Source organism: Microbacterium sp. ABR10 (genome assembly GCF_057812175.1).
In genome coordinates this window covers 933698-957702 of record NZ_CM173821.1, presented here as the reverse complement: position 1 = coordinate 957702, position 24005 = coordinate 933698, and the positions used below count along the sequence as shown (strand labels likewise).

Genomic DNA, 24005 nt, shown 5'->3' with positions numbered 1-24005 from the left:
GCATCACGCGAGCTGGTTGTTCCACATCGACAGGGCCGCGCCGATCGCCATGTGCATGTCGAGGTATTGGTAGGTGCCCAGGCGCCCGCCGAAGTACACGTCCCGCTCACCCTTGGCGAGCTCGCGGTAGGCGAGCAGCCCGGTGCGATCGTCGGCGGTGTTGACCGGGTAGTAGGGCTCATCGGCGCGCGTGGCGAAGCGCGAGTACTCTCGGACGACGACCGTTTTGTCGGTCGGATAGCGGTCAGCCCGCTCGGGGTGGAAGTGCTTGAACTCGTGGATACGGGTGTACGGGACGTCGGCATCGGCGTAATTCATCACGCTCGTGCCCTGAAAGTCGCCGATCGGCAGCACCTCCTGCTCGAAGTCGAGCGTGCGCCACGACAGCTCGCCCTCGGCGTAATCGAAGTACCGGTCGACCGCCCCGGTGTAGACCACGGGCACCTGGCCGACGGTCGCCTTCTTGTTCAGCGGCTGCGACTCGTCGAAGTAGTCCGTCGACAGCTTGACCTCAATGTTCGGGTGGTCGGCCATCCGCTCCAGCCACGCGGTGTACCCGTCGACGGGCAGGCCCTCCCACGTGTCGTTGAAGTAGCGGTTGTCGTACGTGTACCGCACGGGCAGACGGGAGATGACCTCGGCCGGCAGGTCCTTCGGGTCGGTCTGCCACTGCTTCGCGGTGTAGTCGCGGATGAACGCCTCGTACAGCGGGCGGCCGATGAGGGCGATGCCCTTCTCCTCGAGGTTCGCGGCATCCTTCGTGTCGAACTCCCCCGCGAGCTCGTGCACGAGAGCTTTCGCTTGGTCGGGCGTGTAGGCCGCCTGGAAGAACTGATTGATCGTGCCGAGGTTGATGGGCAGCGGGAACACCACGTTCTTGTGGGTCGTGTAGACACGGTGCACGTAGTCCGTGAACTGCGTGAAGCGGTTGACGTACTCCCACACCGTCGGGTTAGAGGTGTGAAAAAGGTGAGCACCGTACTTGTGCACCTCGATGCCGGTCTCGGGCTCGTCGGCCGAGTAGGCGTTGCCACCGATGTGGTGGCGGCGATCGATGACGGTCACCTTGCGGCCGGCGGCGGCCGCACGCTCGGCGATCGTCAGTCCGAAGAAACCTGACCCAACGATAAGCAGATCCACGTTGCTTACTCCTCCTATTTAGTCGTGTCGGTCTCGTCGGTCTGCGACGCGAATGTATCGTCGGGACCCCGCTCGACAGCGGACGTCCCGAGGACTTCGGCGTCCACCGACGGCGACCCGAACGAGAAGAACTTGTGCAAGACGTACGTCGCCAGCACCAGAACGACGGTGATGACCAGCTGGCTCACCAGTTTCTCGGAGGCGGTCGCCAACCCGAGGACCCCCACGGCGAAAGCACCGAGCGCGATGTTCGCCAGGAACGACCCAAACGTCACCGATGAGAACTTGACGAACTCTCGGGTCACTCCTCGCGTGCTTCGAAACACGAACTTCCGCTGGAGGACGAAAGATGTCGCGTTCGAGATCAGCCAGCTGAGACTCGTGGCCCAAAGAAAGTCCCCCGGCACCGCCAATGAGTGCAGCGCAAGCAAGAACACCGTGTAGAGCCCATATGAGAACGCTGTGTTCACACCACCGAAGAACAGATACCGCACCTCGGGGCGTGCCGCTACAGCGGCGAAGAACGTCCGCACCCGATCATTCTACAGTGCACGGCTCTCCGCTCTCACAGCGCGCCGCGGGTCCTGGGCTATGCTCGTTTATCGCAGCCGGTACCGCAAGCGCGAGCATCGGGTCCGGGAGTACTCTTCCGCCGAGACCGCTGCCCCGACCGCCGATCAGTATCCCGAGAGGATGGGTATGAGCAGCGCCGCGCCCCTCGTTTCCGTCGTGATTCCGGCCTACAACAACGCGAAGACCATCGCCGAGACGATGACCTCTGTACTCGATCAAGACGGTGTCGAGTTTGAATTGATCGTGGCCGATCACTCATCGCCCGACGGAACCCGGGCCGAGATGGAGCGATTCGCGGACGACCCGCGCGTGCAACTGACCGGTACACCCTCGGGTGGAGGGGCGCCCCGCAACTGGAACCGCGTCACCGAGCTGGCCCGCGGCGAACTCATCAAACTCGTCTGCGGCGACGACATCCTCCGCCCCGGAACTCTGGCCCGCCAGGCTGCTCTTCTCAACGACCCGAAGGCGGTGCTCACCGCATGTCGGCGGGACATCGTCGACGCGAACGGACGCACCCTGATGGCCGGGTGGGGTCTGCGCGGGATTCAGCGGCGCATGCCCGGCGCCGTCGCCGTCCGTGCCGCTGTACGAGCCGGGTCGAACCTCTTCGGCGAACCTGCCTCGGTAATGATGCGAACCTCGGCTCTGCGCGAGGTCGGCGGATGGTTTGGAGACTTTCCGTATCTGATCGATCAGGCGACGTACTCCCAGGTGCTGCTCGCAGGCGACTTCGTGCCCGACACCGAGGTAGGAGCGACCTTCCGGATGAGCGCGTCGCAGTGGAGCGTCGCGCTTACGAAGGCGCAGTCCGCGCAGGCTCGTGGTTTTCATCACTGGGTGCGCCAGCACCATCCGGAGGTCCTGAGCCCACTCGACCTCGCCATCGGCGACAGCCGCGCCTGGGCGATGGCCCGCGCGCGGCGTGTGAGCTACAAAATTCTTGAACGGAGGATGCGATGACCGGCGCCACGCCCTTCGTACACCGACTGTCCGTTGTCATTCCGGTGTACCAGGGCGAGAAGACCCTGGACTCGGTGATTGCGGAGCTCGATCACCTGACCAGGGGCTTCTTCACACCGGAAGGCCATTCCGCCGCCGTGGTCGAAGTCGTGCTGGCCTACGATCACGGGCCGGATCGTTCTGACGCCGCGATTCGACGCCTTGCCGAGACCTACTCATACGTCAAGCCCGTCTGGCTGAGTCGCAACTTCGGTCAGCACGCCGCGACCCTCGCGGGCATCGCCTCGTCCGGCGGAGACTGGATCGTCACGCTCGATGAAGACGGACAACACGATCCGGCCGCCATGGGCTCGATGCTAGACACGGCCATGCGCGAGCAAGCCGACGTCGTTTATGCCGATCCAACGAACAAGCCCCCTCACGGTTACGTCCGCAACACGGCATCCCGCGTATCCAAGCGCCTGCTCGAGACGGTCTTCGCGGGCGGGAAGGCGTCTCATTTCAACAGCTACCGGCTTCTTCTCGGCGAGGTCGGTCGCAGTGTCGCCGCGTACTCCGGCACCGGGGTATACCTCGACGTCGCGCTGTCATGGGTGGCCGCCAGGATCGTGACGTCGCCGGTGCTTCTGCGTGAGGAGGGCGATCGGCGTTCCGGATACTCCTACCGGCGCCTCATGGCTCATTTCTGGCGGATGATCTTGACCTCGGGCACGCGCGGACTGCGACTCGTCACGGGTGCCGGCGTCCTTTTCGCGGTCGCCGGCGTGGTGTTCGCCCTGTACCTGGTGATCATGCGGTTCACAAGCGGCGACATCCCCGAGGGCTGGACCTCTCAGATGGTCCTCACCGCGCTGGGGACGGGCCTGATCCTCGTCGCTCTCGGCACGATCGCTGAGTACCTCGGAGTCGCGGTGAATATGGCCATGGGGAAACCCTCCTATCTCATCGTGCGCGATCCGAATGTCGGCCCTCTCGGTCAGCAGCGTGCCGACTCCCATTAGGTGGATTGTCGGCCGGGGCCTGCTGGGCTCGGCCATCGAACGCAGTCGGCCGGATGCCGCATTCTCGGCGCCGATCGATTGGTCCACGCCCAAAGCCACCCTCGCGAGTCTCACTGCGGGTCTCGAGTCCTTCATGTCCGTCGCGGCCGGTCTGGACTGGGAGATCTATTGGAGCGCGGGCCGCGGCGTGACCTCCACCCCGCGCGACGTCATGATGCGCGAGGCCGAGGTGTTCGAGCAGTTCCTCGCTCTCACCGAGCGACGCCTCCCACGCGACGGGCGCGGCGCGTTCTTCCTCGGTTCGAGTGTGGGCGGTGCGTACGCGGGTAACCCGTCACCGCCCTTCACCGAGCACACCCCTACGGCACCCATCTCCGCTTACGGTGAGGCGAAGCTTCGCATGGAGGCGGCCCTCATTTCCTCCGTCGGGCGGACCGGTCGCCGAGCTTTCATCGCCCGGGTGACGAACCTTTATGGTCCGGGTCAAGACATGGCCAAGGGCCAGGGTCTCATCTCCGCAATCGTCGGAGGGTACGTGACCGGACGGCCAATCTCGGTCTACGTGTCGCTCGACACGCTTCGCGACTACATCTACGTCGACGACTGCGGCAAGGTGATCTCCGCTGCGATGTTGCGGGTGCGCCAAGAGCACCCCGGAACTGTTGTCACGAAGATCGTCGGATCGATGCGGGCGCTCTCTATCGGCGCACTGCTCGGGGAGATCGCGCGCCTTCGACGGCGTCCGGCGGCACTCATCCTCGGGCAGGGCGACGCGCGCGGCCAGTCACTCGACTTGCGCGTGCGATCGACGGTCTGGACGGACCTCGATGCCCTGGTGTCGACCACCCTCCCTGAGGGACTCGGCATCATCTATCAGGCGCAGATGCGCGCGCATATGGTCAACGGGCACTAGTCCTTCGGCGGCGATCCACCACGCTCCAACCCACGTAGACCGCGGCCAACCCGACGGCCAGGCCGACGGCGGTCAATTCGATCGACCATCCGGGCGGCCGGAAGCGAACTGTGACCAATTCGCCGACGTCAGCCTGGTCGACGCGTGCAGTGAGCAGGAAGCCTCGCGCAGGGTCAGTTAGTTCGGCTCCCGACACCGTGTACCCGGGCCACGCGAGACGACTGAGCACGACGTCGCCTCCGTCCGCAGGGGCGGAATCGACGCGGAACGTGGCGCCCGTGGCATCCCATGTCACTGACGACACCGACACACCGGCGTCTGTGCGCGCAACCCCTCCGGCTCGTTCCACGGGGTTGACTCGGTGGAGCGTCCATGTGAATTCACCTTCATCAACTCGCCAGCCCGCCGGGACGGACACCTCCGTCAGGTCGGGGCCCTTGATGACGATGACGGTGTTCAGGGCCATATCGTCAGCGATCGTGGCGCCCTCGCCGTCGGCGTCGAAGAGCGTCTCCGCCGCTTGAGGGCAAGTCCACCCTCGCAGATCGACACAGAGCTCCTGGGCATAGCGTGTGAAGGGCAAGACGGTGTACACCGAGGCCACGTCGCGGCCGGTGGCGTACCAGAGGTTGGCGATGAGGGACTCCTGGTATGCACGAGGATCGCGCTGAAGCGAGTAGACGTCACCGACGACGAAGATGCCATCGGACATCTCCGTCGTGACCTGCTTCATCGCAGAAACCGACGAAGGAACGTTGAAGTTTCCGAGCGGGCTCGACGGATAGCGCGCAATCTGAGGTACGAGGACGACGAGCGAAGCGACAAGCAACCATGACGCGGCGACACGTGCCCCGCGGGCACCCACCCGTGGCCACAACAGGGCGGCGATCATCACGACTTGCACGATGGCGCTTATCGCGACGATCGGCCATGAGCCCGGCTGGGCCGCCCACGCCAGCCATGCCGACAGAGCCGTCGTCGCTGCGGCCGCCACCACCCGTCGCGTCGACACCACCTGCGGCCAGCCGCGGGAGAAGATGACCGCGACGCATACCGCAAGAGCCAGAACCGCGTAGGGCATCATCCGGGCCGGGTACCGCAACGGACCGATGACACTCGGGCCGACGACGAGGGCGACTGTGACCAACAGCACCGCGAGGGGCACGCGGAGAGTCACCAGCGAACGACGCCATCCTCTGTTCACGAGGAGGAGGAGGGGAAGAAGCCAGGTGACGTACGCGAGCGGCACGGGCAGGAGATCACCCCAATATCCGCGCACCGAGCTGACGGCGGTCGCGATGGGCGACGTTACGAGATCACCGAGATCCATGTTGAGGAACTGGTCATTGAGAATGTCGGCCCCGCCGCGCTGCGTGACCGGCGCTGTCAGGATTCCGGGGAGGTAGACGAAGACGGCAAGGAGTGCCGGGAACGCCCCCAGCACCACGATGCGGAAGGCTCGCTTCCCGTCGCGGGCGACCAGCGCGAACGCAAGGAAAGCGAGAAGCACCGTCGCGATCTCCAGAACCGCGAAGACGTAACCGATGGTGACAAGCAGGTACGCGAACACGAAGTACGGGATGACACTCATCCCGTCGTCCAGATGGCGCTTGAGAGCCCACCAAAGGAAGGCGAAAAGCGTCACCGTCTGCAACCCGGTCACCCAGGACGGCGCATCCATGAAGATCGTCTGGCCACCAGCGGTGGCAGTGAAACCGGACAACGCGGCCCAGTGGGCCGCCGCGCCGTATGCCCGCGCCAGGAGGAAGGCGCCGACGCACAGTCCGATGAGAAAGGCGATCTTCACCGCGGTGACCGCCGCGGTCGCGCCGTCCGTCGCGTGCATCCCCAGTGCGATCATCCACGTCAGAGGGTTCCACACGCCCCATTGGCCTTCGGCGAGGTAATTGCCTCCCTGCCACGATCCCGGCGACAGCAGAGGGAGCTCGCCCCTCAAGAGATACGAGCCGAGGCCGTACCACTGCCCGAAGGCCCCGAGCTGCGTGTCATCCCAGAAGAGGAAGCGCGGCTCCTGAATCAAACGGAGGGTCATCATCGCCACCACCGAAACGATGCTCGCGGTGAGCCACAGGCCCGGCCGGGATGCGCGTCGCGATAGGGGGGGCTGATCGGCGGAAGAGTCGATCACGGGCGACGGTTGGCTCTGCACCGTTCGAGGGTACCCGCTGCCGAAGATCGCTCAGGAAATGCTCCTAGACTCATCCGAATGCCGCTCCCTCGAAGATCGACACACTGGCTCGCGCTCATCGCCGCCACAGTAACCGCCCTCGCCGCCGTCGTTCTGCAACAGATCGGGCAGGTCCTGGCGGGTCGGAACCCCCTTCAGCACCTTCGTACGGAGTTCTGGCACGACCAACTCGGTTACCTGGCCATCGCTGCTGACGTCGCCCACGGTCACTTCGACAACACCGAGCCTGTCACAATGACGGGGATCAGTTACTACCCACGCTTCTACTACAGCGCGGTGGGCTTCTTGGCTCGGATCACGGGCCTTCCCACCATCGTGTCCTGGAATCTGACCTCCTTCGCTCTTCAGTTCCTCGCCATCCTCGCTGTCGCCCTCGTCGTCGCCGCCTTCTCTCGCCGCTGGTGGCTCGCCTTCGCCGGCGGTCTTCCTTTCTTCACCGGGACGTTCGCGTACGCGATCGCGGGTCGCGACGGCGCGTGGTACACGCTGTTGGACGGCCACGCAGTGATGTGGGGTCCGTACGGTGTCCTGTTCTCCAACAATGCAGAAACGGCAGGACTCTGCGTCGGCATCATCGCCGTTTCGGGGCTTCTCTGGGTGTGGCGTCCGCAGGGCGGCCCCCGCGCGCGCGTTGTGGTGACGCTGGTCGCGGCCGCGTTGATTGGTGCCTTGTCGAGCTTCCAGACGTACTCCTTCCTCGCCTTCACCTACGTCGGGGTCTTCGCCGCAGCGATTGCGGGGATCTTCGCCGCGCGGCGGAAGATGCTCGTGGTGATCGCCTCCGTCGTCCTGGTCGTCGCGGTCTTCGCGCTCGGACCCATCGTCGCCGACCGCGTCGGCCAGCTGCCGACCCTGGTGTTCGGCATGATCCCCGCACTGCCCGGCCTCGTTGTCGCCATCATGCGCACCCGAGGACTCGTCGCCCTCGCAGGCGTGGTCGCGGTCGGAGCTGCTCTGCCCCAGGTGCTTTACACCATGCTCGGCGCGCTCGCCAAAGACCCCTTCCTCACCTATCGTGTCGCTTCGAATCGTCTCCTCGGCGTCTTCTCATGGCAGGCCCTAGTCGGTTCGTCGGTTGTGCTCGTCGGCCTGCTCGGCGTTCTCGTCGTCGCGCTCCGCGCGCGCGATCGCTTCGCGTCCATTATCGCGATCACGGCGCTGGTGGTGCTGCCGCTGCTCGCCGTCAACGACCTGTGGGGAGCCAACGCGGAGCCATACCGATTCTGGATCGAAGGCATTCTTCTCGGCGGTATCATCGTGGTCGCCGGGTTCGCACGCCTCGTCGGGCTCGTGTGGACGCGGAGCGATCAACGGGCTGATAAGCGAGCCCACCACGACGACATAGTCGACATCGATCACCCACAAGACAGGTCCACGGCGCTCGCTCTCGTGGCCGCGCTGTCCGTCACCGCGGTGCTATGGATCGCTGCCGTCCCCGACTGGGTCAATTCGCTTCGAGACGACGAGATGCAGGCGGCGTGGAATCCCTATAGCGAGCGCGAGAACGCGGCGTCCGACCTTGCCCGGATGGGCTCGAGCGACCCCTCGACCGGGCTGGTGACGACTGAGCGGTGCATCGACAATCGCACGGTCAAGGCCAACTCTGGTGCTCCCATCGCCAACTACCACCTCGGAATGGCGTGGCCAGACCACCGCGATGCGATCGACGACATCATCGCAGCAAGAGACGCAGACCAACTGGACTTCGACGCGATGCGCCGCAGCGACACGGAGTGGGTACTGACGGACTCGAACTGCACGTCCGACTGGGAGGGGCGGTACCTCGACCGCCTCGAGCGCGTCGACGCTCGGTCCTATCAATTGGCTCCCGGCGAGACCATCAGCGCCGGAACGTCAGCGGACGGCACCCTTACCCTGTGGCGCGTGCGCGGCCAGTAAAGCGTCGGAGTGGCACGCTAACCGGATATCGGGGCACCGCTGGGCATCGCCGCTGCAGCCTCGCGCGAGATCGTGAAGACGCGCGGTGCCGTGCCGCCGTTGAGCGCGACGAGGGCACTCCATGATGTGACGCGCCGAAGGGCGCCGTCGCGGGCGATGAACACGTCCGGGGTTCCCGCGACCTTCATAGCGACCAGGCCGAGCGCGGGCGTCGACTCACGACCCAACGCACCACACGCACCCGCCTCGAGGTCAGTCGGGACGAAACCTCGTGCGGCGTCAGCGGAGACCGGCCACAAACGTTTCTCCGCGCCGAAGTAGAGCATGTCCGCGCAGCGGATCCACGAGGTCATGGGTGCGCCCTTCGACAGGGACGCCGCCTGAGCGTCGGGGAGAGTGCGGTAGTCCAGGACGATGCCGAGGTCTTGGGCGAGTCCGACGGTCGGGATCCATGATCGAAGTTTGTCGCCGCCCCAGAACAGCTCCGGCGACGAGGTGGACTTCACGACCAAGCCGGTTACGATCGGCGCACCCGCCGGCAGCGACTTGCGAATGCCGCCAGCCAGCGTGGTGACCGTAGGGGCTGCGCCCCCGTTGTGCGCCAGCAAAGCCGACCACGTGAGCGCAGGTCGCAGCGCCCCACCCTCCATGACGGCCACTTCGGCGTCGTCGGCGGTTTTCACTGCCACATCTCCCACGATCGCACCAGGGCGGACGGAGAATTGAGCGCACGTGTCGTTCGAGCCGGTCATCGGGGTCACCCCCGTGCGCGACGGATCGGAGATGCGGGTCAACCAGCCCTCGGACGGCAGGTAGGTCGTCTGAGCGCAGGCGAGGAGCGGCGAGACCGTCCCGACCGCCGTGTACCCGGATAGACCGGATGCCGGCACCACGGCGAGATCGCCAGGACCGCGGTTGTAGTCGGCGACGCTGTCCCAGCTTGGAACCCGGACGATCTTGTCGAAGTCCAAGGTCAGGTACACCTGCGGGTTGTCGGAGGAACGCACGAGTTGGGCGGGGGCGAATCGCAGCGACCTCTTGGGTGAAGCGGCGTAGACATCGCTGTTCAAGTAGGGGGCGTAGGGAGTGCTGCGTACGTCCCCGACCATCGCCCGAGCAGCCGCCACGTTGTACAGCGGCGTCACCTCGCGCCCGCCTTCGAAACGGCCCCAGGCGTCTCCACCGCGTACACGGAAGAAGTCGCCGACCGCCGGGCCAGCTGGGGCGCGATTGATGAGAGCGGGTGCCACGTCGACGGGCGCAGCGCACGAGCCCCCCATGTCGGCCACCGTCTCGCAGCTGACAAGACGGTGACGTTGTCCCTCCTGCAGAAGCGAGATCTCCCCGCTGATGGCGTCCCGCAGGATCGCTCCGGTGTCGCCGGAGTACTGAGCAGCGGTGATGTAGGAGCCCGGCACGATCGACGCCGCGCCGAAGATGCGCGCCAACTCGCCGTAGTCCTCACCGTTCGCGACATGCCATCGGCGCCCATTGTTGATCATCCAGACGGTGGCATCCGTCGCAAGCTTCACCAATGTGAGGCGGGCTACCTGCGTGCTGCCGAACCAGTCCGTGAAGTAATTGTAGAAATTCCGATTGCCGTAGCTCGAGCACCCGTCGCCCTCACCGTATCCGGCGCGCAACGACGCGGCGTTCGGCTGATACGGGGTGTAATAGTACAGATTCGCCGTCGCCTGGTTCTCGATGTAGACGGGGCTGGTGCCGCACGACACCTCGGTGTCGTACCGGACGTTCCAGGTCTTGCCGGGCTGATAGTAGGTGAAGTAGCGGTTCTCCGAATAGATCTGCATCTGGCGGGCAGCGCCGTACACCTGGTTGAAGAAGCCCAGATACTTGCTATCGCAGGCTGCGGTGTCGGGGCATCCCTGCCCCATCGCCTTCAGGAACTGACTCGTTCCGGGCGCCCGGTCGGTGACCAGGCCCTGCTCCTTCTGGAGCATCACGATCAGCACCTGCGGGTTGATCGCGCACGAACCTGCCACCTTCGTCACGATCTCTGACGCGCTTTCGTTGACGGCGCCGCGATAAGCGGAACAGTAGTCATCGGCGGCGCGATCCGTTGTGCTTTGGCGGAAGTCCTTGAGGCACGTCGACCCGTCCTGACACGATCCGACCTTGGACCTGAAGAATGTGTCGACCTGCTGCGTCGTCATCGTCGCACTGTCGAAGAAGACTTCGTTGGAGATGATGTTTCCGGGTCGGAAGAACGAGAGGTCGGCCGACAGCATGGTGTTGCCCACAGCGGCAGAGGCGGTCTGCGGCGGAGGCACGACGAGCGCAGTGGCAATGAGCGTGACAAGGGTGAGACCGAGTGAGACGGCCCGCACGGACGCTTTCGTGAACCCGCGGTGGATATGCATGAGGCCACCAGTGTGCCGGAAGCCGTCGCCGTTGACCAGCGATGCGAGCGTCTGCGAGCTTCACCCGCTTCCGGATGCGTGCGATCGCCGCCCGGGCGGTTCGGCACAGGAGAACATCCCTGACACAATGGTGACGTGAAGGGCATCATTTTGGCCGGTGGATCCGGGACGCGTCTGCACCCGATTACTCTCGGCGTTTCCAAACAGCTCATACCGGTATACGACAAGCCGATGGTGTACTACCCATTGTCCACGCTCATGCTCGCTGGCATCCGGGACATCCTCATCATCACCACCCCTCACGATGCGCCGTTCTTCGAACGACTGCTCGGCGACGGATCGCAATTCGGCGTCTCGCTCACGTTCGCGCAGCAGCCGTCACCCGACGGGCTAGCGCAGGCTTTCACCCTGGGCGCGGACTTCATCGGCGACGACAAGGTCGCCCTCGTCTTGGGCGACAACCTGCTCTATGGGCCCGGCCTCGGCACGCAGCTCAAGCGCTACGCCGATGTGGACGGTGGCGCGGTCTTCGCCTATTGGGTGGCCGAACCCTCCGCCTATGGGGTCGTGGAGTTCGACCGTGACGGTCGCGCCATTTCGCTAGAAGAGAAGCCTGCAGCCCCGAAGAGCAACTACGCGGTTCCGGGTCTGTACTTCTACGACAACGACGTGGTGGAGATCGCGCGGAACCTCGCTCCTTCGCCTCGCGGTGAGTACGAGATCACCGACGTCAACAAGGAGTACTTGTCGCGCGGATCGCTCCAGGTTGAGGTGCTCCCCCGCGGGACTGCGTGGCTCGACACCGGGACGTTTGATCAGATGACCGATGCCGCCGACTACGTGCGCACCATCGAGCGTCGCACGGGCCTCCGCATCGGAGTGCCCGAAGAGGTCGCATGGCGTCAGGGTTTCCTGAACGACGAAGAGCTGCGAGCGCGAGCCGAGAAGCTCACGAAGTCGGGCTACGGGTCCTATCTGCTGGAGATCCTAGGAAGGGGTCGCTGATGTCTCGCATCGTCGTCACCGGAGGCGCCGGTTTCATCGGCTCCAATTTCGTGCACTACTTGGTCGAGCACACCGACCACACGGTCGTTGTGCTCGACAAGCTCACCTACGCAGGAAACCGTGCTTCTCTCGCAGACCTCCCGAGTGATCGCGTCACCCTCGTCGAAGGCGACATCGCCGATCCGGACGTCGTCGACGGCGTTCTCTCCGAAGCGGATGCAGTGGTGCACTACGCCGCCGAGTCGCACAACGACAACAGCCTTCACGACCCTTCGCCCTTCCTCCACACGAACATCATCGGCACGTACACGCTCATCGAGGCGGCGCGGCGCCGGAAGGTGCGGTTCCATCACATCTCGACCGATGAGGTCTACGGTGACCTCGAGCTCGATGACCCGGAGCGGTTCACCGAGTCGACACCGTACAACCCCTCGTCGCCGTACTCGTCGACGAAGGCCGGGTCCGACCTCCTCGTGCGCGCGTGGGTGCGTTCGTTCGGGCTCGAGGCCACCCTTTCTAACTGCTCCAACAACTACGGTCCGTACCAGCACGTGGAGAAGTTCATCCCGCGCCAGATAACGAACGTCATCCGCGGCATCCGTCCCAAGCTTTACGGGGCGGGCCAAAACGTTCGCGACTGGATCCATGCCGACGACCACTCCAGCGCAGTCCTGCGAATCCTGGAGTCGGGTCGTACCGGTGAGACTTACCTCATCGGCGCCGACGGCGAGAAGAACAACAAGGACGTCGTCGAGCTCATCCTGTCTCTGATGGGAGAGGCCGCTGACGCCTACGACCACGTCACCGATCGAGCGGGCCACGACCTTCGCTACGCGATCGACAGCTCAAAGCTGCGCACCGAGCTGGGGTGGATGCCGCGCTACGGTGACTTCGAGTCAGGCTTGCGCGAGACCATTCAGTGGTACCGCGACAATGAAGCCTGGTGGGCAGCTGACAAGGACGGCGTCGAGGCGTTCTACGCCGCCCGGGGCCAGTGACACCGTGGTCGAGTTCGCAACAGAGTTGCAGGTCTCACGTACTGGCATCCCAGGCCTCGTCGTAGTGGACCTTCCCGTCCACGGCGATGCTCGCGGTTGGTTCAAAGAGAACTGGCAGCGCGCCAAGATGACGGCCCTCGGGGTCGACGACTTCCGTCCCGTCCAGAACAACATCTCCTTCAACGACGCGGTTGGCACCACTCGCGGCATCCACGCTGAGCCGTGGGATAAGTTCGTCTCGGTCGCGACGGGCCGGGTCTTCGCCGCCTGGGTCGATCTGAGAGAAGGGCCGACGTTCGGCGCGACCTTCACAACGGTCATCGACGCGGCCCGTGCGGTCTTCGTCCCACGGGGGGTCGGCAACTCCTACCAGACCCTCGACCCCGACACCGCCTATACCTACCTCGTCACTGACCACTGGTCGCCGGAGGCCGCCTACACCTTCCTGAACCTGGCGGATGAAACAGCGGCGATCGACTGGCCCATCGCCCTATCTGAGGCGGAGATAAGCGCGAAAGACCTGGATCATCCGCGGCTTGCAGATGTCACGCCGATGCCCCCTCGGCGCACCCTCGTGCTGGGCGCGAACGGCCAGGTCGGTCAGGCGCTACACGCGGAGTGGGGCGACGGCCCGACCATCGAGTATGCGACGCGACAAGACATCGACCTCGCCGATCCGGGCCTGGCTACGGCACGCCCTTGGCGCGAATACACAGTGATCGTGAACGCAGCGGCTTACACCGCCGTCGACGACGCCGAAACGACGGAAGGACGCGCGCTGGCGTGGGACGCGAATGCAACGGGCGTCGCTCGTCTCGCCGCGATAGCTGCGCAGAACGGCATTACCCTCGTCCACATTTCCAGCGACTACGTTTTCGACGGCACCGCCCCCGGCCTCTACGCCGAAGACGCGACATTCAGCCCGCTGGGCGTCTACGGGCAGTCCAAGGCGGCGGGCGATATTGCTGCCGCAACGGCGCCGCGTCATTACATCGTGCGCGCGAGCTGGGTCGTGGGTAGCGGCCGTAACTTCGTCAGGACGATGGCGGAACTGGCCGGACGCGGGGTCGCCCCGCGCGTGGTCGATGACCAGCGCGGTCGCCTCACCTTCGCGCACGATATTGCCGCGGCGATCTCGCATCTCCTCGAGGTGCGGGCTCCGTTCGGCACGTACAACCTCTCCAGCGAGGGTGCGGTTATGACCTGGGCTGACGTCGCGCGTGTCGTTTTCGAGACGGTGGGTGCCGACCCGTCGCTCGTCCGCGACACATCCACCGCTGAATACTTCCGCGACACGAGCCGGGTCATCTCCCCGCGTCCTGAGAACAGTGGCCTGGATCTGCGCAAGATCCGGGCCACCGGGTTCACACCCGTCGACGGAGCAGTCGCACTTCGGTCCTATCTGCAGTCGTGAACCGGTTTCAGACCGGGTGGCGAGTTCACCCCCTCCGGTCTGAAACCGGTTCGCCGGCAGAGTGTCGTCAGACCGCGGCACCCTCCCGGCGCGGCTCGGGGAACTCGATCTTGGGGTTGAAGCCGATCCCCGCGAACAGGCGCCCCATCAGCTTTGCTCGGAGCGGGAGTGCAACCCGGCCGCGGTGCAGGCTCACGAAGAGGCGGGCTCCGAACTCGAGGAAGTACAGCAGTCCCTTGTGGTGAAGCTGGTAGGACGCCTCGTTGCGAACGCCGTAGGCGAACTTCCAGATGCTCTTCGCATCGACCATGCCGAAATTGACGCCACGGTTCTCCCCCATGTCGTGGACGACGACGCTGTCCATCACCTGCACGCCAGGGCAGCGGCGTGTCAGACGGAGGGTGTACTCACGGTCATCGAACCAGATGAAGTAGTCGCGATACGGCAGGCCGTACTCGGCAATGGCCCAGCGGGGGATGAGCACGCTGACGAACGAGCAGGCGGTGACCATCACGTTGTCCTGCCCCTTGACAAGCAACCGTCCCCAATCCCACGTGGGTACCGGGTTGTTCATCTCGCAAATGCTGCCATCTACGAACTCCACGACGGAGCACGCGAACGGTACGTCGCCGCCAAGCTCGGAGACTGACGCTTCGAAGCCGCGCACAAGCGCACCGAGCGCGTCCGGCTGGGGGTAGCAGTCGTCGTCCATGATCCACACATGATCCGCACCCGACGCGTATCCGCGGAGCATCCCCTCCGCGAACCCTCCGGCGCCGCCCGAATTTTTCGTCATGGAAACGACTTCGAACGGAACCTGCCACTCGCGCTCGAGGAGGTAAGCCGCGGTGCCGTCTGTCGACGCATTGTCGATGACGAAGATCTTCTGGAGCGGGTACGTCTGCGCCTCGAGAGATTGCAGAACGGTCTTCAGTTTCTCGAGCCTATTGAACGTGACCACGACTGCGGCGACCGTCACCATGAGCCCACCTCCTGTGCGAACCAGCTGCTCGCTGTCTGTGCGGCAAGGAGCCGCCGCTCTGCTTCTCGCTCGTCGCGCCATAGATGCTCACGAGCAGTTTCATCGCTGGCGAGCCACCTCACCTTGTCGGCTAGTCCCGCGACCGCGAGGTGGACGTTCCGCGGAACGAGCCCCCGCGAGGGGATGATGTCGGACTGTGCACCCACATCGGTCGAGATGACCGGAACGCCATGTGAGATCGCCTCCAGCGTCGTGAGGGTTAGACCTTCATTGTGCGAGGTCACGACGAGTAGGTCAGTCTCGGCCAAGGTGTCGTCGACCGGCACACGCGAGCTTCGACGCTCGATGCGTTCGACGAGTCCCTCGTTGCGGATGATGTCGTCGATCCAGGTAGACATATCGCCGTCTCCGTGGAGGATGAATCGCATTGCGTTGCCGTCTGCGCCGAGACGGTTGACCATCTCGACGAACACTTCCGGCGCTTTCTGGCGGGCTGTGCGGCCCACGAAGGTCACGGTGAATCTGCGGTCAGACGTGAGCGGGCGGAAGGCCGAATCACGCGGCACGACCGTGAGCCCGCCCAGTGGAGCCATGACAACCTTCGACGCGGCGACGCGCTGCACCTTCGTCATCCAATCTTTCAACGAGGGCGAGATGACGTGATGCGTGGTGATCACGTCTTCGACCATGACGCTGGAGATCGGGAAACCGCCTCCGCGGTACTCGATCACGTGGGTGGAGTCGACGATCGGGATTTCGGGACGCGACCGGCGGATCCAGTGAAGACGGTCGTACAGCCATTGGTTGTGGTGCACCACCACGCCTCGGACGTCGAAGTTGCGGAACAGAGCGCGGAGCAACTGCTCGACGCCGGGCGTCTGGGAGCGGGAGATGTGCTCGGAGAAGGGGATGATGAGCGCCCCGTCGGCCTCGGCACGCGTGATCCACGGCTGATGAGAGTCGCGATTGCTCATGACGATGGGGAGGAATCCTGCTTCACGAACGAGCCGGATGGTCTCAAAAGCCCACCGCTCCGCGCCACCCAGCTCGAACCAGTGAATGCCGATGAGCACGGCCGGGATGGCTCCGTCGACTGCCGGTCCCACGGGCACGATCTCGCTCTTCTGGTGCGCGCCCGAGGCCGTGAATTCTTCGTCGTAACGACGACGTTCCGCCCTGCGCGTGTAACTGCGGCGATGGCGCAACAGTTCGAGGTCGCGCAACTCGTCGTACAACAGGGGCGTGCGTGCGCGCACGGCACGGAGGACTCGACGCAACGGGTCGCGGGCTAGATGACGAGGGGGGTCGTAATCGAGCACAGCGTCGCTCGACACGTAGAGGTGACGCTGCGGCAGGTCGATGAGGGCGTCCGCGTCGGCCTCGGCGGCGATGTGCCGGCGGTCCTCCTCGGGAACCGTGCTGCGGAACCGCAGACTGTAGTTACGTCGACGGAAGATGCGCGACAACCCGTCGAAGGTCGCATCATCGGTGGTGCGTGGTTCGAGCTCCCACGTGCCGTCGTAGAGGTGGGCTTCGAGCTCGCGCCCGGGAGCGGTGAGCGCATGAAAATTCAGAGCACCCACGAGGAGTCGTCTCTCGCGCTCCGTCAGCCCGGGGGGAATATGAGAGTCATCCGTCAACGTGAACAGGGCGTTCTGGCCCAAGACGCTTTCAAGTTTCACGGCGAGGAGAGCTCTTCCTGAGTGCGGGAGGGTTACCCGGTGATCCTAGCAATCTTCATGGGGGACTCCCTGAGGGGCGACCGGTTAGGATCGATGTCGGCCTCGCCGCGCACCCGCGATCGGGCTCTCGCCGCGCCGGCTCCCACCCACTGCCTCAAGGAGGGCAATGCCCCGCCTGTCACCCGATCCCGCTGCCCTGACGCAGCCGGGTGGAAGCGTCGGTCTTCTGGATGTCTTCCGCCGGCGCTACCTGTTGTCGCTCATCGTCCGCAAGGAAGTACAGATCCGTTACCGCGGTTCGGTCCTTGGGTGGCTGTGGTCCTACGTGAAGCCGCTCGTTCAGTTCGTCGTCTTCTTCCTCGCCATCGGTGTCTTCCTCGGCATGAACGCCCGCGTGGAGTTCTTCCCCATCTACCTCCTCGCTGGCAACACGATCATCACCTTCTTCAACGAAGCGTTCTCGAACGGCACCCGCTCACTCATCGACAACGCGGCGCTCATCAAGAAGATCTACCTGCCGCGTGAGATGTTCCCCGTGTCGAGCATGCTCATCGCGGCTGTCAACACCCTGCCGCAGATCATCGTCGTCGTCATCATCGCCGTGTTCTTCGGATGGGCCCCGTCGCTGCTGCAGATCGGTGCTCTTCTCCTCGCCCTCGCCATCATCGCCCTGCTGGCGACGGGCCTGGGCCTTTTGTTCGGCGCAGTCAATGTCACCTTCCGCGACGCGCAGAGTTTCGTCGAGATCATCGTGATGTGCGCCGTCTGGGCGTCGCCGGTGATGTACCAGTGGGAGATGGTGGCCGAGAAGGTTCCTGACTGGCTCTTCGTGCTCTACCGGCTGAACCCGCTGACGGTCGCCGTCGAACTGTTCCACTACGGCATCTGGTATCCACTGAACCCTGAGGGCGGTCAGCTACTTCCAGGCCTGTTGGAATTCTCCGCGATCGCCGTGGCGATCTCGCTGTCCTTCCTTTTCGTAGGACAGCTCGTCTTCCGCCGACTGGAGGGGCGCTTTGCCCAGGACCTCTGATCACATCGCGACGGAGCCGAGTGTCGTGGTAGACGACGTCCACAAAGACTTCAAACTCCGTCACACTCACAGCATCAAAGAGACATTTCTCGCGGCCATCCGCCGCAAGCCTCTCACCACGGATTTCCACGCGCTCGACGGTGTGTCATTCTCCATCGCGCGGGGCGAAGCCGTCGCCCTACTCGGCTTCAACGGGTCCGGTAAATCTACGATGCTCAAGCTCATCTCGGGCGTCCTCAGCCCTGACAGCGGAGCCGTACGCACACGGGGGCGGGTAGCCGGACTGATCGAGGTGGGAGCGGGCTTTCACCCCGACCTGTCGGGCCGAGAGAACATCTTCCTCAACGCGGCCATTCTCGGTATGACGAAAAAAGAGACCGAGGAGCGCTTCGACGACATCGTCGCATTCAGCGAGATCGAGAAGTTCATTGACACCGAGGTGAAGCACTACTCCTCAGGGATGTTCCTCCGTCTGGCATTCTCGGTCGCCATTCACACCGAGGTGGACGTGTTGTTGATCGATGAGATTCTTTCTGTCGGCGACGAGCCGTTCCAGCAGAAGTGTCTGGCTCGAATCCGCCAGTTGCACGATGCCGGCAAGACCCTCGTCGTCGTGAGCCACGACCTCGACATGGTGTCGCGTCTGTGCGGGCGGGGAATCCTGTTGCGCGACGGGAACGTGGCCTTCGACGGCGACAGCGTTCGCGCGGTCGAACTCATGCGCGGCTGACAAAGCCGCGCCCGTGGTGAGAGGTCGTTGCGCCGTCGGAAGGCGATCGAGCCTCAGCTCCGTGTGATGGTCCTGACCCGCCGCGGCAGCCGTCACAGCTCCGCGTGCAACGCCCACACCCGCTCGGCGGCGGCATTCCAGGCGAAGCCCTTTGCCCGATCGCCGGCCAGCACCCTGAGTCGGTCGGCATCCTCTCCGAGCGCACGCGACAGCGCCCCGCCGAGTTCGGCAGGCTCGGCGTAGGCTGCGGCATCCGCGAGGACCTCCCGATGCACGGGGGTGTCGACCGCGACGATCGGCACCCCGACGGCGAGGGCGTCTACAGCGCGCCACGGCCAGTCGGTGCGCCCGCACGCCGCGATGAACGCAGCGGCGTGAGAGAGCACGGCGGCTCGATCCCACCGGTCGAGGAAGCCGCGGCTGTGCACGCGCGCCTCGGCGAGGCCGGCCGCGGCGGCGATGTCGGCGACGGCGGGCTCTTCCCCCTCGGGCACGTCGAGAACGACCACGTCGCCGTCCCAGCCCGCGGCGACGACCGCGGCGAAAGCCGCGGCGAGAGCGTCGGATGCCGCCGACCCGCCGGCGAGCGCGACGAACGACGACGGCAGGTCGAGCGCGCGCAAACGCCCCACGGCGTCCGAGGGCACGCGCATCCCGGCGGCGGGAGCGCCCCCGATCACGCGCACCTTCTTCGACAGCTTGCTCTTGGCCAGCTCCGCCAGACGCTCGGCCATGGCGTGCGTGGGCACGATGACCGCGTCGGCGTGCTTGGTGATGCGGGCGAGCAGGGCGCGGCACGCGAGGATCTCAGCCTTCGGCAACTCTTCGGGCGTCTCCCACGCCCGCAGCTCCCACAGGGTGACCACGATCTGATGCGTCTCGTTGACGCGGTCATGGCGCACGAGCGGGGCGAGCGCCGTCGGCGAGTGGATCAGGCCCTTGCCGATGCCGGGGGTGACGCCGAGCTGCCAGGATGCCGCGAGCTCGCGGCGGCGCACGGCCAGCCGCGTCTCGGAGCTGAGCCCGGCCAGGGCGGCGCCGTCGGGGATGCCCGGGGCGGGGACGATCGCCGAGACGTCGCACCCGCGGGGAGCTGTGGCGATGAGGGCCTCGGTGAGCGAGGCCGATGCCTCGGCGAGATCGGGGGAGGTCGGTGAGACGAGCTGGTCGAGCACCACGCGCAGGGTCACGGTCACGGTGCCGGCTCCTCGGTCGCCGGGTGCAGGGCGTCGCGCACCATCTGCTGCACCTGGGCGTAGTCCGGGTCGTACTCGTCGACGCCACCCTCGGGGGTGAGCTCGAGGGTGTTGATGGGCTGATCCTTCGCCTTCAGAGCGAGATCGACCAGCGTGGGCGCGATCAGGCCCTGCGGCAGGTCGGTCTGGACGATGTTCGTGCTGGACTCTGCGACCTGCTGGAACCGCGTCAGCACGTTCTGCGGCGTGAACTGGGCGAGGATCGCCTCCTGCAGCTCTCGCTGGCGGCGCATGCGGTCGAAGTCGCTCGTGGTGTAGCGCGACCGGGCGTACCACTGGGCGGTGTCGCCGTCCATCTTCTGCGCGCCGGGCTCGATCCACCCGAACGCCCAGTCGTCGACGGGCTGCCCGTCGTAGGCGGGCCCGCCCTTGGGCAGACGCTCCTGCACCGTGATGTCCACGCCGCCGAGGGCGTCGATCACGTCGGCGAAGCCCTTCATGTCGATGAGCACGTAGTACGGGATCTGGATGCCGAGGATGCCCTCCGCGGCATCCTTCGTCGCCTCGATACCCGGCTCGGAGCCGTTCGCTTCGGCGTCGGGGTAGAGCGCGTTGCCGTCCTGGCAGACCTCGACCTCGGTGCGGAGCTGATTGACGCCGCTCCCCCACCCGCAGGTGGGATCGGCGTACCCCTGGTGACCGTCGGGATACCTGTCTTGCATCGGCCCGGGCGCGAACGGGAAGTGGGGCATGTCGCGCGGGATGCCAGTGATGGTCGTCGCGCCGGTGTCGGCGTTGACCGACACGACCGAGATGCTGTCGAAGCGCATCGAATCGCGTCCCTCACCGGAGTCAGCGCCGAGGAGGAGGATGTTGTAGTACCCGTCGGACGGCGGCACGATCGGCCCCGACTGGGTGAAGAGCGACGACAGGGCGTCGCGCGTGCTCCCTGCGATCTGCGCGGCATAGGCGGCCCCGGAGCCGGAGAGCACCAGCAGACCCACGGCCACGATCGCCATGGCGACCCTCGCCAGCGGCCCGACGCGCACCAGACGCACGAGCCGAAGCGTGTCGATGGTGAGCACGATCCACAACACGATGTAGGCGAACAGCGCGATCTGCACGAGCGTCAACGGGAGTGGCCGGAGCGCCGACAGGAAGTCGGGGAAGAACGACCCGGTCACCACCGTGAAGAGCACCGTCGGCCACAGCAGCGCCCCCAGGGCGCCGAGGGCGAGAAGGGTCCACATCGCCAACGTGGCACCCAGGCCGATGCGTCCGAGCCGTCGACTGCCGGCCAGCACCTGCGCCGACCCGGGTATCAGGAAGTTGAGCGCGACGAGCCACCAGCCGCGACGCGTCATGACCTCGGACGAGGCGGCGTCGGGGTTGCGCAGCGGCCGCGACTCGATGGCTCGGGCCGGCGCGCCGGGCCGAGCGGCGGTGAGCGTCACAGGGAGTCCTTGAGTCGTCGGTTCTTCTCCTCGACCTGCGACTCCAGGTCTTTCGCGTACGTCTCCACGCTGTCGGCGAGCTCGGGGTCGGCGCTGCCCAGGATGCGAGCGGCGAGGAGCCCCGCGTTCTTCGCGCCGTTGATCGAGACCGTGGCGACCGGGATGCCGGCGGGCATCTGCACGATGCTCAACAGCGAGTCCAGACCGTCGAGTGTCGCCAGCTGGACGGGTACGCCGATCACCGGGAGGGCGGTGACGGATGCGAGCATGCCCGGCAGGTGCGCTGCACCGCCGGCGCCGGCGATGATCGCGCGTAGCCCTCGGGCGCGTGCTTCACGGCCGTAGCGCACGAGCTTGTCGGGGGTGCGATGTGCGGAGACCACCTCGACCTCGTGGGGGATGCCGAACTCCGTCAGGACCTGGGAGGCGTCGCTCATCACGCGCCAATCGGAGTCGGAGCCCATGACGACGCCGACCACGGGCGTCTCGGAAGAATGCAGCGGCCGGGTCACCGGTCCAGGCTAGGCGCGCTCGCTGGAAGATCGCGGAACGGCACGCGACACGATCAGTCGAAGAACGAAGCCGCGCCCCGCGCCTCGTAGACGATCTGGTCGAGATCGTCGCCGACGACGTTGACGTGCCCCACCTTGCGCCCGGGACGCGGCGCCTTGCCGTAGGTGTGGACCTTGGCCGACGGGTGAGCGGCCATCGCCGCGGCGAATCGCTCCTCGAGACCGCCCTCGGCGGGACCGCCCAGCACGTTGATCATGACCGCCCACGGGGCGACGGCATCCGTCGAGCCGAGGGGTAGGTCGAGGACGGCGCGCAGGTGCTGCTCGAACTGGCTGGTGACGGCCCCGTCCTGCGTCCAATGACCGCTGTTGTGCGGACGCATGGCGAGCTCGTTGATGAGGATGCGCTGGTCGGTCGTCTCGAACAGCTCCACCGCGAGCATGCCGGTGACACCGAGTCCTTCTGCCACGGCCACCCCGATCTCGGCGGCGACGCGTTGCACGCGCTCGTCGGCGCGAGGAGCCGGGGCGATGACCTCGGCGCACACTCCCCCGCGCTGCACGGTCTCGACCACCGGGTAAGCCCGCACGTCTCCCGACGTGCGGCGCGCCACCTGCTGCGCGAGCTCACGGCTGAAGTCCACGAGCTCCTCCGCCAGCAGCGCCCCGCCGCCTGCGTCTTCGGCGAGGGCGGCGAACCAGTCGTCGGCCTCGGTCGCCGCCGACACGACGCGCACGCCCTTGCCGTCGTAGCCGCCGCGCGGGGTCTTCACCACGGCGCGACCGCCGTGGGCCGCGAGGAAGTCCTGCAGCTCGGCGGCGTCGGTCACGGCCGCCCAGTCGGGTTGCGGCAGGCCGAGCTCGGCCATCCGCGCACGCATGACGAGCTTGTCCTGTGCGACCCCGAGGGGGGCAGGACCGGGGTGCACGGCGACGCCCGCGTCGATGAGGGCGGTCAGCACGTCCTGCGGCACGTGCTCGTGGTCGAAGGTGATCACGTCGACGTCACGGGCGAAGGCCAGCACGGTGTCGGCATCGCGGTAGTCGCCGACGGCGGTGGCGGCGAGCGCTGCCGACATCCCCTCGTCTTCCGCGAGGACGCGGATCTCGATGCCCAACTCGACGGCGGGCGCGATCATCATCCGCGCCAGCTGTCCGCCACCGACCACTCCGACTCGCAGCGCCATGCCGCTCCTTCCGTCGGCATCCATTCTGTCGGGCCTCCCTCGGGCACGCGAGCCGGGTCTCCGGATGCCGTGAGCCCCGGCGGCGTCGACGACGGGCTCAGCCACGTCCGCCCGAGCCCCCCGGCGCGCTCCCCTGCGGCCGGCGAAGGGACCGCGACCCGTGGGTCAGGGGCCGACGGACCCCGAGCCGAAGGTCTGCGAGTCGCGATGGGCCAGGATCTGGTTCACCTCGACCTGATCGACGAGGGTCTCGTGCACGAGGACCGCGTTCGGGACGTTCTTCAGTCGCAGCGCCGGCTCCACGCCGTTGGACAGCGTCAGCGTTCCCGCGCCCCACATCCGCTGCAGGATGCCGCGACGCAACTGGATCGCGTAGCCGCGCACGTGCGAGATCTCACGGCGGTTCGCGCCGAAGGGCCCTGAGCGCTCGATCACGCGCCTCGTGGTAATCGTCCATGTGCGCGACAGCCAGAGGAAGAAGGGGACCACGACGAGCAGCAGCACGAGCACGCCCGCCGTCGTCAGCAGCATCCAATTCTCGTACGGTGTCGGGAGATTGTCGTAGAAATAGGCCGTCGCCCCCGCCGCACCGATCAGCACGAGCGCCGACCAGAACAGGCGCCGCGCGTGCGACCGCAGCCGCACGATGCGCAGCTCCGGCGCGGCCGCTCCCGGCGCCGGCATGCGCGGGCGTCCGAGCGGGGTCGAGGGCTGACTCACGCCTCCATTGTGC

General features: G+C 65.9%; 19 protein-coding genes and 1 pseudogene. 9 read left to right on the top strand and 11 right to left on the bottom strand.

The annotated features are described in order from the left end of the window. Window positions 1-3 precede the first annotated feature (3 nt). Together glf and ACXKZF_RS04315 are read right to left on the bottom strand one after the other, a co-directional pair. Window positions 4-1140, bottom strand: a complete 1137-nt coding sequence (glf, locus tag ACXKZF_RS04320; RefSeq protein WP_488985496.1) for a UDP-galactopyranose mutase — start codon at window positions 1138-1140, stop codon at window positions 4-6. 14 nt (window positions 1141-1154) lie between these two features. Next, window positions 1155-1673, bottom strand: a complete 519-nt coding sequence (locus ACXKZF_RS04315; protein ID WP_488985495.1) for a GtrA family protein — start codon at window positions 1671-1673, stop codon at window positions 1155-1157. A 166-nt stretch (window positions 1674-1839) separates the two neighbouring features. Here ACXKZF_RS04315 and ACXKZF_RS04310 point away from each other — a divergent pair, with 166 nt between their 5' ends. From ACXKZF_RS04310 to ACXKZF_RS04300, 3 genes are read left to right on the top strand one after another with little or no spacing between them, the layout of a single operon-like run. Further along, a complete protein-coding gene (locus tag ACXKZF_RS04310; protein ID WP_488985494.1) occupies window positions 1840-2676 on the top strand; it encodes a glycosyltransferase family 2 protein in 837 nt (278 codons plus the stop codon). Further along, entirely contained in the window at window positions 2673-3677 is a 1005-nt protein-coding gene (locus tag ACXKZF_RS04305; RefSeq protein ID WP_488985493.1) for a glycosyltransferase, read from the top strand. Before ACXKZF_RS04310 ends, ACXKZF_RS04305 begins: the two co-directional genes overlap by 4 nt. Beyond that, window positions 3637-4590 carry an NAD-dependent epimerase/dehydratase family protein gene (locus ACXKZF_RS04300; protein ID WP_488985492.1) on the top strand — a complete coding sequence of 318 codons (954 nt, stop codon included), beginning with the start codon at window positions 3637-3639 and terminating at the stop codon, window positions 4588-4590. Before ACXKZF_RS04305 ends, ACXKZF_RS04300 begins: the two co-directional genes overlap by 41 nt. Here the strand turns inward: ACXKZF_RS04300 and ACXKZF_RS04295 are convergent. Beyond that, on the bottom strand, window positions 4577-6760 hold the full coding sequence (locus ACXKZF_RS04295) for a hypothetical protein (protein WP_488985491.1): 2184 nt from the start codon (window positions 6758-6760) through the stop codon (window positions 4577-4579). The genes ACXKZF_RS04300 and ACXKZF_RS04295 overlap by 14 nt on opposite strands. 57 nt (window positions 6761-6817) lie before the next feature. On the opposite strand from ACXKZF_RS04295, the gene ACXKZF_RS04290 reads away from it, so the two are divergent. After that, window positions 6818-8698, top strand: coding sequence for a hypothetical protein (locus ACXKZF_RS04290; protein WP_488985490.1), 1881 nt, complete (start codon window positions 6818-6820; stop codon window positions 8696-8698). Between the two features lie 17 nt (window positions 8699-8715). On the opposite strand, the gene ACXKZF_RS04285 is transcribed toward ACXKZF_RS04290, so the two are convergent. After that, complete coding sequence (locus ACXKZF_RS04285) at window positions 8716-11079, bottom strand: hypothetical protein (protein ID WP_488985489.1); 2364 nt, start codon at window positions 11077-11079, stop codon at window positions 8716-8718. A 135-nt stretch (window positions 11080-11214) separates the two neighbouring features. Between ACXKZF_RS04285 and rfbA the strand changes: the two genes are divergently transcribed. Genes rfbA through ACXKZF_RS04270 form a run of 3 tightly spaced genes read left to right on the top strand, consistent with a single transcriptional unit; the run spans window position 11215 to window position 14496 of the window. Next, complete coding sequence (gene rfbA / locus ACXKZF_RS04280) at window positions 11215-12084, top strand: glucose-1-phosphate thymidylyltransferase RfbA (RefSeq protein WP_488985488.1); 870 nt, start codon at window positions 11215-11217, stop codon at window positions 12082-12084. Then, on the top strand, window positions 12084-13082 hold the full coding sequence (rfbB, locus tag ACXKZF_RS04275) for a dTDP-glucose 4,6-dehydratase (RefSeq protein ID WP_488985487.1): 999 nt from the start codon (window positions 12084-12086) through the stop codon (window positions 13080-13082). Before rfbA ends, rfbB begins: the two co-directional genes overlap by 1 nt. 4 nt (window positions 13083-13086) lie before the next feature. Beyond that, window positions 13087-14496 carry a sugar nucleotide-binding protein gene (locus tag ACXKZF_RS04270; RefSeq protein ID WP_488985486.1) on the top strand — a complete coding sequence of 470 codons (1410 nt, stop codon included), beginning with the start codon at window positions 13087-13089 and terminating at the stop codon, window positions 14494-14496. A 67-nt stretch (window positions 14497-14563) separates the two neighbouring features. Here ACXKZF_RS04270 and ACXKZF_RS04265 read toward each other — a convergent pair whose 3' ends face one another. Continuing rightward, on the bottom strand, window positions 14564-15478 hold the full coding sequence (locus tag ACXKZF_RS04265; RefSeq protein ID WP_488985485.1) for a glycosyltransferase family 2 protein: 915 nt from the start codon (window positions 15476-15478) through the stop codon (window positions 14564-14566). Further along, window positions 15472-17160, bottom strand: a complete 1689-nt coding sequence (locus ACXKZF_RS04260; RefSeq protein WP_314451088.1) for a glycosyltransferase — start codon at window positions 17158-17160, stop codon at window positions 15472-15474. The genes ACXKZF_RS04265 and ACXKZF_RS04260 overlap by 7 nt, the downstream gene beginning before the upstream one ends. Before the next feature lie 166 nt (window positions 17161-17326). Between ACXKZF_RS04260 and ACXKZF_RS04255 the strand changes: the two genes are divergently transcribed. Both ACXKZF_RS04255 and ACXKZF_RS04250 read left to right on the top strand, forming a co-directional pair. Then, window positions 17327-18193, top strand: a complete 867-nt coding sequence (locus tag ACXKZF_RS04255; RefSeq protein WP_314451086.1) for an ABC transporter permease — start codon at window positions 17327-17329, stop codon at window positions 18191-18193. 145 nt (window positions 18194-18338) lie between these two features. Beyond that, window positions 18339-18923 (top strand): annotated as a pseudogene (locus ACXKZF_RS04250) (ABC transporter ATP-binding protein); the annotation flags it as partial. Window positions 18924-19015: 92 nt separating this feature from the next. Here the strand turns inward: ACXKZF_RS04250 and ACXKZF_RS04245 are convergent. From ACXKZF_RS04245 to ACXKZF_RS04225, 5 genes are all read right to left on the bottom strand, one after another. Next, complete coding sequence (locus ACXKZF_RS04245) at window positions 19016-20119, bottom strand: glycosyltransferase (RefSeq protein ID WP_488985484.1); 1104 nt, start codon at window positions 20117-20119, stop codon at window positions 19016-19018. Further along, entirely contained in the window at window positions 20116-21573 is a 1458-nt protein-coding gene (locus ACXKZF_RS04240) for an LCP family protein (protein ID WP_488985483.1), read from the bottom strand. The genes ACXKZF_RS04245 and ACXKZF_RS04240 overlap by 4 nt, the downstream gene beginning before the upstream one ends. Then, window positions 21570-22037: a 5-(carboxyamino)imidazole ribonucleotide mutase gene (gene purE / locus ACXKZF_RS04235; protein ID WP_488985966.1), complete on the bottom strand. Its 468-nt coding sequence runs from the start codon at window positions 22035-22037 to the stop codon at window positions 21570-21572. Before purE ends, ACXKZF_RS04240 begins: the two co-directional genes overlap by 4 nt. Window positions 22038-22138: 101 nt before the next feature. Beyond that, window positions 22139-23272 (bottom strand): 5-(carboxyamino)imidazole ribonucleotide synthase, encoded by a 1134-nt coding sequence (locus ACXKZF_RS04230; RefSeq protein WP_488985482.1) that lies wholly within the window; start codon window positions 23270-23272, stop codon window positions 22139-22141. A gap of 165 nt (window positions 23273-23437) precedes the next feature. Continuing rightward, the gene (locus ACXKZF_RS04225) at window positions 23438-23992 is read right to left on the bottom strand and encodes a PH domain-containing protein (RefSeq protein ID WP_488985481.1); all 555 of its coding nucleotides are present in this window, start codon (window positions 23990-23992) and stop codon (window positions 23438-23440) included. Between the last annotated feature and the right edge of the window lie 13 nt (window positions 23993-24005).

Coding starts and splice junctions, on each gene's coding strand:
- ACXKZF_RS04265 (WP_488985485.1), bottom strand. CDS start 15,478: ATGGTGACGGTCGCCGCAGTCGTGGTCACGTTCAATAGGCTCGAGAAA.
- ACXKZF_RS04255 (WP_314451086.1), top strand. CDS start 17,327: ATGCCCCGCCTGTCACCCGATCCCGCTGCCCTGACGCAGCCGGGTGGA.
- ACXKZF_RS04300 (WP_488985492.1), top strand. CDS start 3,637: ATGTCGGCCCTCTCGGTCAGCAGCGTGCCGACTCCCATTAGGTGGATT.
- ACXKZF_RS04310 (WP_488985494.1), top strand. CDS start 1,840: ATGAGCAGCGCCGCGCCCCTCGTTTCCGTCGTGATTCCGGCCTACAAC.
- ACXKZF_RS04230 (WP_488985482.1), bottom strand. CDS start 23,272: ATGGCGCTGCGAGTCGGAGTGGTCGGTGGCGGACAGCTGGCGCGGATG.
- ACXKZF_RS04305 (WP_488985493.1), top strand. CDS start 2,673: ATGACCGGCGCCACGCCCTTCGTACACCGACTGTCCGTTGTCATTCCG.
- purE (WP_488985966.1), bottom strand. CDS start 22,037: ATGGGCTCCGACTCCGATTGGCGCGTGATGAGCGACGCCTCCCAGGTC.
- ACXKZF_RS04285 (WP_488985489.1), bottom strand. CDS start 11,079: ATGCATATCCACCGCGGGTTCACGAAAGCGTCCGTGCGGGCCGTCTCA.
- ACXKZF_RS04290 (WP_488985490.1), top strand. CDS start 6,818: ATGCCGCTCCCTCGAAGATCGACACACTGGCTCGCGCTCATCGCCGCC.
- rfbB (WP_488985487.1), top strand. CDS start 12,084: ATGTCTCGCATCGTCGTCACCGGAGGCGCCGGTTTCATCGGCTCCAAT.